Origin of the sequence: Mesorhizobium sp. M7A.F.Ca.ET.027.03.2.1 (assembly GCF_003999175.1) — a bacterium.
Lineage (GTDB): Bacteria > Pseudomonadota > Alphaproteobacteria > Rhizobiales > Rhizobiaceae > Mesorhizobium.
Genome location: NZ_RZOM01000317.1, coordinates 1 through 5,840 on the forward strand (window position 1 = coordinate 1; position 5,840 = coordinate 5,840).

The 5,840-nt window shown below is 61.9% G+C and carries 7 protein-coding genes; 3 read left to right on the top strand and 4 right to left on the bottom strand.

Annotated features, from left to right (window positions below):
- The coding region (locus EN750_RS15680) for a site-specific integrase (RefSeq protein ID WP_127396953.1) at positions 1-603 on the bottom strand (603 nt) is incomplete at its 3' end.
- Positions 604-620: 17 nt separating this feature from the next.
- Complete coding sequence (locus EN750_RS15685; protein ID WP_127266685.1) at positions 621-773, bottom strand: histidine kinase; 153 nt, start codon at positions 771-773, stop codon at positions 621-623.
- Between the two features lie 209 nt (positions 774-982).
- Between EN750_RS15685 and EN750_RS15690 the strand changes: the two genes are divergently transcribed.
- From EN750_RS15690 to EN750_RS15700, 3 genes are read left to right on the top strand one after another with little or no spacing between them, the layout of a single operon-like run.
- Positions 983-1,594: a shikimate kinase gene (locus EN750_RS15690; RefSeq protein WP_127266670.1), complete on the top strand. Its 612-nt coding sequence runs from the start codon at positions 983-985 to the stop codon at positions 1,592-1,594.
- Positions 1,591-2,733 (top strand): 3-dehydroquinate synthase, encoded by a 1,143-nt coding sequence (gene aroB, locus EN750_RS15695; protein ID WP_127396954.1) that lies wholly within the window; start codon positions 1,591-1,593, stop codon positions 2,731-2,733. The genes EN750_RS15690 and aroB overlap by 4 nt, the downstream gene beginning before the upstream one ends.
- Positions 2,730-3,626 carry an HlyC/CorC family transporter gene (locus EN750_RS15700; protein ID WP_127396955.1) on the top strand — a complete coding sequence of 299 codons (897 nt, stop codon included), beginning with the start codon at positions 2,730-2,732 and terminating at the stop codon, positions 3,624-3,626. The genes aroB and EN750_RS15700 overlap by 4 nt, the downstream gene beginning before the upstream one ends.
- Positions 3,627-3,650: 24 nt before the next feature.
- Here EN750_RS15700 and EN750_RS15705 read toward each other — a convergent pair whose 3' ends face one another.
- Together EN750_RS15705 and EN750_RS15710 are read right to left on the bottom strand one after the other, a co-directional pair.
- Positions 3,651-5,192, bottom strand: coding sequence for a SpoVR family protein (locus tag EN750_RS15705; protein ID WP_127396956.1), 1,542 nt, complete (start codon positions 5,190-5,192; stop codon positions 3,651-3,653).
- 9 nt (positions 5,193-5,201) lie between these two features.
- On the bottom strand, positions 5,202-5,840 hold a 639-nt coding region (locus EN750_RS15710; protein WP_145967686.1), incomplete at its 5' end, for a DUF444 family protein.

Here is a 5,840-nt window from a genome sequence, read left to right on the forward strand (position 1 = left end):
GGCGGCGAGCCAGGTCTTCATCGCCGCGCGTGCCTTGGCCGAGAGCGGCACCATGCGCTCCTTGTCGCCCTTGCCGCGCACCATGAAAAAACGGTCGTCGCGCTGCGCCACCGTCACCGGCAGGCCGACCAGCTCGGAAACGCGCAGGCCGGTGGCGTAAAGCACCTCGACCAGCGCATGCAGGCGCAGTGACGCCAGACTGTCCCCATCGCCCGACGAGGCATCGCCGGCCTCAAGCGCCGCTCGGTCGATCAGCCGGCCGGTGTCGGCCTCGCTCATCGTCTTGGGCAGCGGGCGGCCCTTTCTCGGGCTGTCCAGCGTGCCGGTCGGGTCATCGCCGCGCAGGCCTTCGGCGTAGAGGAATTTGAAGAACTGGCGGATCGCCGACAGTTTGCGCGCCTGCGACGTGGCGGCAAAGCCGCGGGCGGCAATGTCGTCGAGATAGGCGCGGATATCGGCGGCGGCGGCACCAGCCAGCCCGCCATCGATCGCGCCAGAAGCGTCCTCGAGGTCGCGGCGGTAGGAGGAAAGCGTATTTTCAGCCGCGCCCCGCTCGGCGCTCATCATTTCCAAAAAGGCTTCGATGCGGGCGGCGCTGTTCATTCAACTTTTCTTCGGGTTCAGCTTTTCTTGGGGTTCAGCTTTTCCGGAGGGATGCGCACGCTCATTTCGCCCTTCTTTGGCTCGACGAACATCACCAGTGCGAACATCGCACCATAGGCAATGCCTGCCAGAATCGCTGTTACCACGACAAAGCGAAACAGTGTCGGCATCAATTTTCGCCCGTCTTCTTGTTCTGCGTTTCCAAACCCTGTCCCCTTATGGGACGCCAATTCGGCCAATTCAAGAAGAAGCGGAGGCCTGTTAGCAACTTCTGATGCAGACCCTGCTGGTCCATGTCGGGTTCAAGGCGCTTGCCACGCTTGACGCAAACGGGCTTTTCATGTCGATACGCCGGCAAAGAGGGCCTTCGAAACATCCGATGAACGCGTTGCCAGCAAATCCTCCAGACGAGACCTACGCCGCGTTGCTTGGCCGGCTGGGCAGCCGTTCCGTCGTCTTCGTCGGATTGATGGGTGCCGGCAAGACGGCGATCGGCCGCAAGGTGGCGACGATGCTGGCGCTGCCCTTCATCGACAGCGACCAGGAGATCGAAAGCGTCTCGCGCATGACCGTTCCGGAGCTGTTCGAGCGCTATGGCGAGACCGAATTCCGGGCGCTGGAGCAGCGCGTCATCCTGCGCGTGCTGGAAAACGGCCCGCAGGTGCTGTCGACCGGCGGCGGCGCCTTCATGAATGCGCAGACGCGCGAGGCGATTGCAGCGCAGGGCGTGTCGGTATGGCTGAAGGCCGAGCTCGATCTTCTGATGGACCGCGTCTCCAAGAAACAGAACCGGCCATTGTTGAAAAGTGCCGATCCGCGCGCCGTGCTGGAGCGGCTGATGGGCGAGCGCTATCCGGTCTACGCGACATCTGATGTCACCGTGCCGACCCGCGACGACCGCAAGGAAGTCATCGCGACCGAGGTGGTGGACGCGCTGTGCCGGCATTTCGGCATCGATGAGACGACGGCGACGGGCGAGGTGGAACAGTGAGCATCGAGGCACCCGTTGTCGTCGAAGTCGGCCTTGGCGACCGGACCTACGATATCCTGATAGGTTCGGGGTTGTTGGCCCGCGCGGGTGCCGAGATATCGGGCCGCCTGCCGGGTACACGCGCCGCGGTCGTCACCGACGCCAATGTCGCGGCAGCGCATCTCGCTGCCCTTCAGGCCAGCCTCGAAACGGACGGCATCCAGACCGCCGTGATCACGTTGCCGCCCGGCGAGAAGACCAAGAGTTTTGCTCATCTCGAAGAGGTGGTCGACGGTGTGCTGGCTGCGAAACTGGAGCGCGGCGACATCGTCATCGCCTTCGGCGGCGGCGTTATCGGCGACCTTGCCGGCTTTGCCGCCGGCATCGTGCGGCGCGGCATGAATTTCGTGCAGATCCCGACCTCGCTGCTGGCGCAGGTCGATTCCTCGGTCGGCGGCAAGACCGGCATCAACAGCCCTCGCGGCAAGAATCTCGTCGGCGTCTTCCATCAGCCGAAACTGGTGCTGGCCGACACCGGAGTGCTCGACACGCTGCCGATCCGCGAATTCCGCGCCGGCTATGCCGAACTCGCCAAATACGGGCTCATCGACCGGCCACAATTTTTCACCTGGCTGGAAAAGAATTGGGCCCAGGTTTTTGCCGGCGGGCCGGAGAGGACGCAGGCGATCGCCGAAGCCTGCCGCGCCAAGGCCGACGTGGTTGCGCGCGACGAGTTCGAGACCGGCGACCGCGCGCTGCTCAATCTCGGCCACACATTCGGCCACGCGCTGGAAGCCGCCACCCAATATGACGGAAGCCGCCTCGTCCATGGCGAAGGCGTCGCCATCGGCATGGCGCTGGCCTACCGGTTCTCGTCGCGGCTCAATCTGGCCAGCCCCGACGATGCCGCGCGCGTCGAGGCGCATCTGCGCGCCGTCGGCCTGCCCTGGCGGATAGCCGACATATCGGGCGATCTGCCTGACGCCGAGGCGCTGCTGGCATTTATCACCCAGGACAAGAAGGTGTCGCGCGGCGCGCTGACCTTCATCCTGACGCGCGGCGTCGGCCAAGCTTTCATTGCCAAGGATGTTCCGGCATCGGAAGTGCTGTCGTTTCTGACAGAAAACCATCCGGACCAGCAGAAAATGCGGCCGAGATGACCAACGAGCCCGGCTGGATCGTCGTTGCCGTCCTTGCCATCCTCATCGTGCTGCTCGTTGCCGTGCGCACGCGCCTGCTTGCCATGTTCGGATACGAGCTTTCGCGCATCGAGCCGCAGCGTTCCAGCCAGGACGAATTGCGCGGCGCGGTCGATGATTTCCGCCGCGACGGCCAGGTGGTGCGCGAGGATCGCGACCGCGTCGGCGGCCTGTTCGATCTCGCCGAGCTCGAAGTCTCCGACATCATGGTCCACCGCACCAATATGCGCTCGGTCAATGCCGACAATGCGCCGGAAGCGGTGGTGCGCGAGATTTTGCAAAGCCCGCACACCCGCATGCCGCTGTGGAAAGGCTCGCTCGACAACATCGTCGGCGTGCTGCATGCAAAGGATCTGCTGCGCGCCTTGAACGAAGTCGGCAACGACTTCTCCAGGATCGATGTGATGAAGATCGCCTCGAAACCATGGTTCGTGCCCGACACCACGACCTTGCAGGAACAACTCAACGCCTTCCTTCGCCGCAAGGCGCATTTCGCCGTCGTGGTCGACGAATATGGCGAGGTCGAAGGGCTGGTGACGCTGGAGGACATTATCGAGGAGATCGTCGGCGAGATCGCTGACGAGCATGATGTCGACATACAGGGCGTCAAGCAGGAGGCCGACGGCTCCGTGGTCGTCGACGGTACGGTGCCCATCCGTGATCTCAACCGGGCTCTCGACTGGAACCTGCCGGATGAGGAGGCCACCACCATTGCCGGCCTCGTCATCCACGAGACGCAATCGATCCCCGAGGAGAAGCAGGCTTTTACGTTCCACGGCAAGCGCTTCATCGTCATGAAACGCGACAAGAACCGGATCGCAAGGCTGAGGATCAGGCCAGCCGGCGACACCTGATACGTGCAGGGAGGCCGGGGCACGTCATCCGGCGATCTGGCTTGTCGAGCGTTCGTGGATCGTCGCGCCGGTCTCTGCATCTATGGCCGCCAGGCTGACTTCATAACCCCAAAGCCTGCGGATGTGACGAAGCGTGGCGTCGCGGCTGGCATCCTCGAGCAGGATGCCGTCATTGACCTTGTGCTGCAGGCGCAAATGGCGGTCGCCGAGCAGATCGACATCCACCACCTGAATGTCCGGCCGGTTCGCGCCGAGATCATAGCTGTTGGCGAGCGTGGCGCGTATCTTGGCGTAGCCGCGCTCGTCGTGGATCGAGGCGACCAGACAATGCGGTTGGTCGGCAGCGTCGCCAAGCACAAAAAACCGCCATTTCCGGATCAAGGCGGGACTGAGGTACTGGCGGATGAAGGATTCGTCGCGGTGCTCGGCCCAGGCGTCAAGCAGGACCTCGCGCCAGTTGCCCTGGCCAGCGATGTCGGGGAACCAATCGCGGTCCTCAGCCGTGGGTTTGGTCGAAATGCGCTGAATGTCCTGCATCATGTCGAGGCCGAGAGCATAGGGGTTGATGCCTGAAAAACGCGGATCGTCGAACGCCGGCTGAAAGACCACGTTGGAATGATTGCGCAGGATTTCGAGCATGGCGCCTTCGCTGATCTGGCCGCGGTCGAACAGCATGTTCATCAGCGTATAGTGCACGAACGTGGCGCAGCCCTCGTTCATCACCTGTGTTTGCCGTTGCGGGTAAAAATATTGCGCGATGACCCGAACGATCCTGATGATCTCACGCTGCCAGGGCTCCAGGACCGGGCTGTTCTTTTCCAGGAAATAGAGCAGGTTTTCCTCAGGCAGGTTTAGCGATTTCTTCCGCTCCGGGTCCTGGCCCTTGTCGTTGGCCGCTTGCTGCGAAGGCGGCAGCGTACGCCACAAGTCGTTGTAGGAGCGCTCCTCGTATTCGAGACGCTCGCGAATTCCTTCGCGCTGCCGTTCCGACGACAGCCTCGGCGGCCGGTGATAGCGAAACACGCCCTGATCCATCAGCGCGTGGGCGGAATCGAGCACAGCCTCGACGGCGGCGAGGCCGTGCCGCTCCTCGCAACGGACTATGTAGCCCTTGGCGAAGTCCAGGTAGCCGAGGATCGCACCTGCATCCGTCCATTGTTTGAACAATTGATTGTTCTTGAAGAAATGATTGTGCCCGAGAGCTGCATGGGCCGTCACCAAGGCCTGCAGGGCCATGGTGTTTTCCTCCATCAGATAGACGATGCAGGGATTGGAATTGATGACCAGTTCATAAGCAAGCCCTCGCCCGCCCTTGCGATAGAGCAGATCCTGGTGGAGGAAATGTTTGCCGAAAGACCAGTGACGGTACATCAATGGCATGCCAATGGACGAATAGGCGTCGAGCATCTGTTGCGAAGAGATGATCTCCATCTGAACGGGATAGGTGTCCAGATGAAGCTCTTCGACCGCAAGTGCCTCGATCGCGTCATAGGCCCGCGACAATGTTTTGAAATCCCAGTCGGACCCTGAAAAAAGCAGGCTGGATTTGCTGGCTTGTCTGACCATCGGGAACCCTCATGCCCGCTTGAGGGAGACCGGCTGCCTGCCGAAAAGCTGGCGAAAGACCGGGTAGATATCGGCGGGCGTAGCGATGCGGCTCATCTGGAAGTTCGGCCATTTCTGGTCGATGGCGTTATAGGCACGCCACAGCGATGTCCCGTTTTCGGTCGAGCCGAAAATATGGGCTTCACGCTCGTCGATGATCTCGACATAGGCAAAATACTGGCACAGCCGCATGAGCTCGCCGTTGAGAAGCGAAATGCATCGCTCTGAATCGCCGGCGAAATTGTCGCCGTCCGAGGCCTGGGCAGCATAGATATTCCAGTCGTGGGCCGGGTAGCGGCTCGCGATAATACGGTGCATTTCCTCCAGCGCGGTGGAAACGACAGTGCCGCCGCTTTGGGTGTTGTAGAAAAATGTCTCCTCGTCGACCTCCTGAGCCAGGTGCGTGTGGCGGATGAAGACAATCTCGATGCGGTCGTAGCGTCGTTTCAAGAACAGGTGCAGCAAGACGAAGAAGCGCTTGGCCAGATCCTTCTCGCGCTCGCCCATGGACCCGGACACGTCCATCAGACAGAACATGACGGCATTGGCGTTCGGCACCGGCCGGGAATCGAAGCGGTTGAAGCGGATGTCGACCGGATCGACATAGGC

Excerpts from the sequence above, each read along its gene's own strand:
- EN750_RS15685 (WP_127266685.1), bottom strand. The coding sequence starts at position 773 with ATGCCGACACTGTTTCGCTTTGTCGTGGTAACAGCGATTCTGGCAGGC.
- EN750_RS15690 (WP_127266670.1), top strand. The coding sequence starts at position 983 with ATGAACGCGTTGCCAGCAAATCCTCCAGACGAGACCTACGCCGCGTTG.
- EN750_RS15700 (WP_127396955.1), top strand. The coding sequence starts at position 2,730 with ATGACCAACGAGCCCGGCTGGATCGTCGTTGCCGTCCTTGCCATCCTC.
- EN750_RS15705 (WP_127396956.1), bottom strand. The coding sequence starts at position 5,192 with ATGGTCAGACAAGCCAGCAAATCCAGCCTGCTTTTTTCAGGGTCCGAC.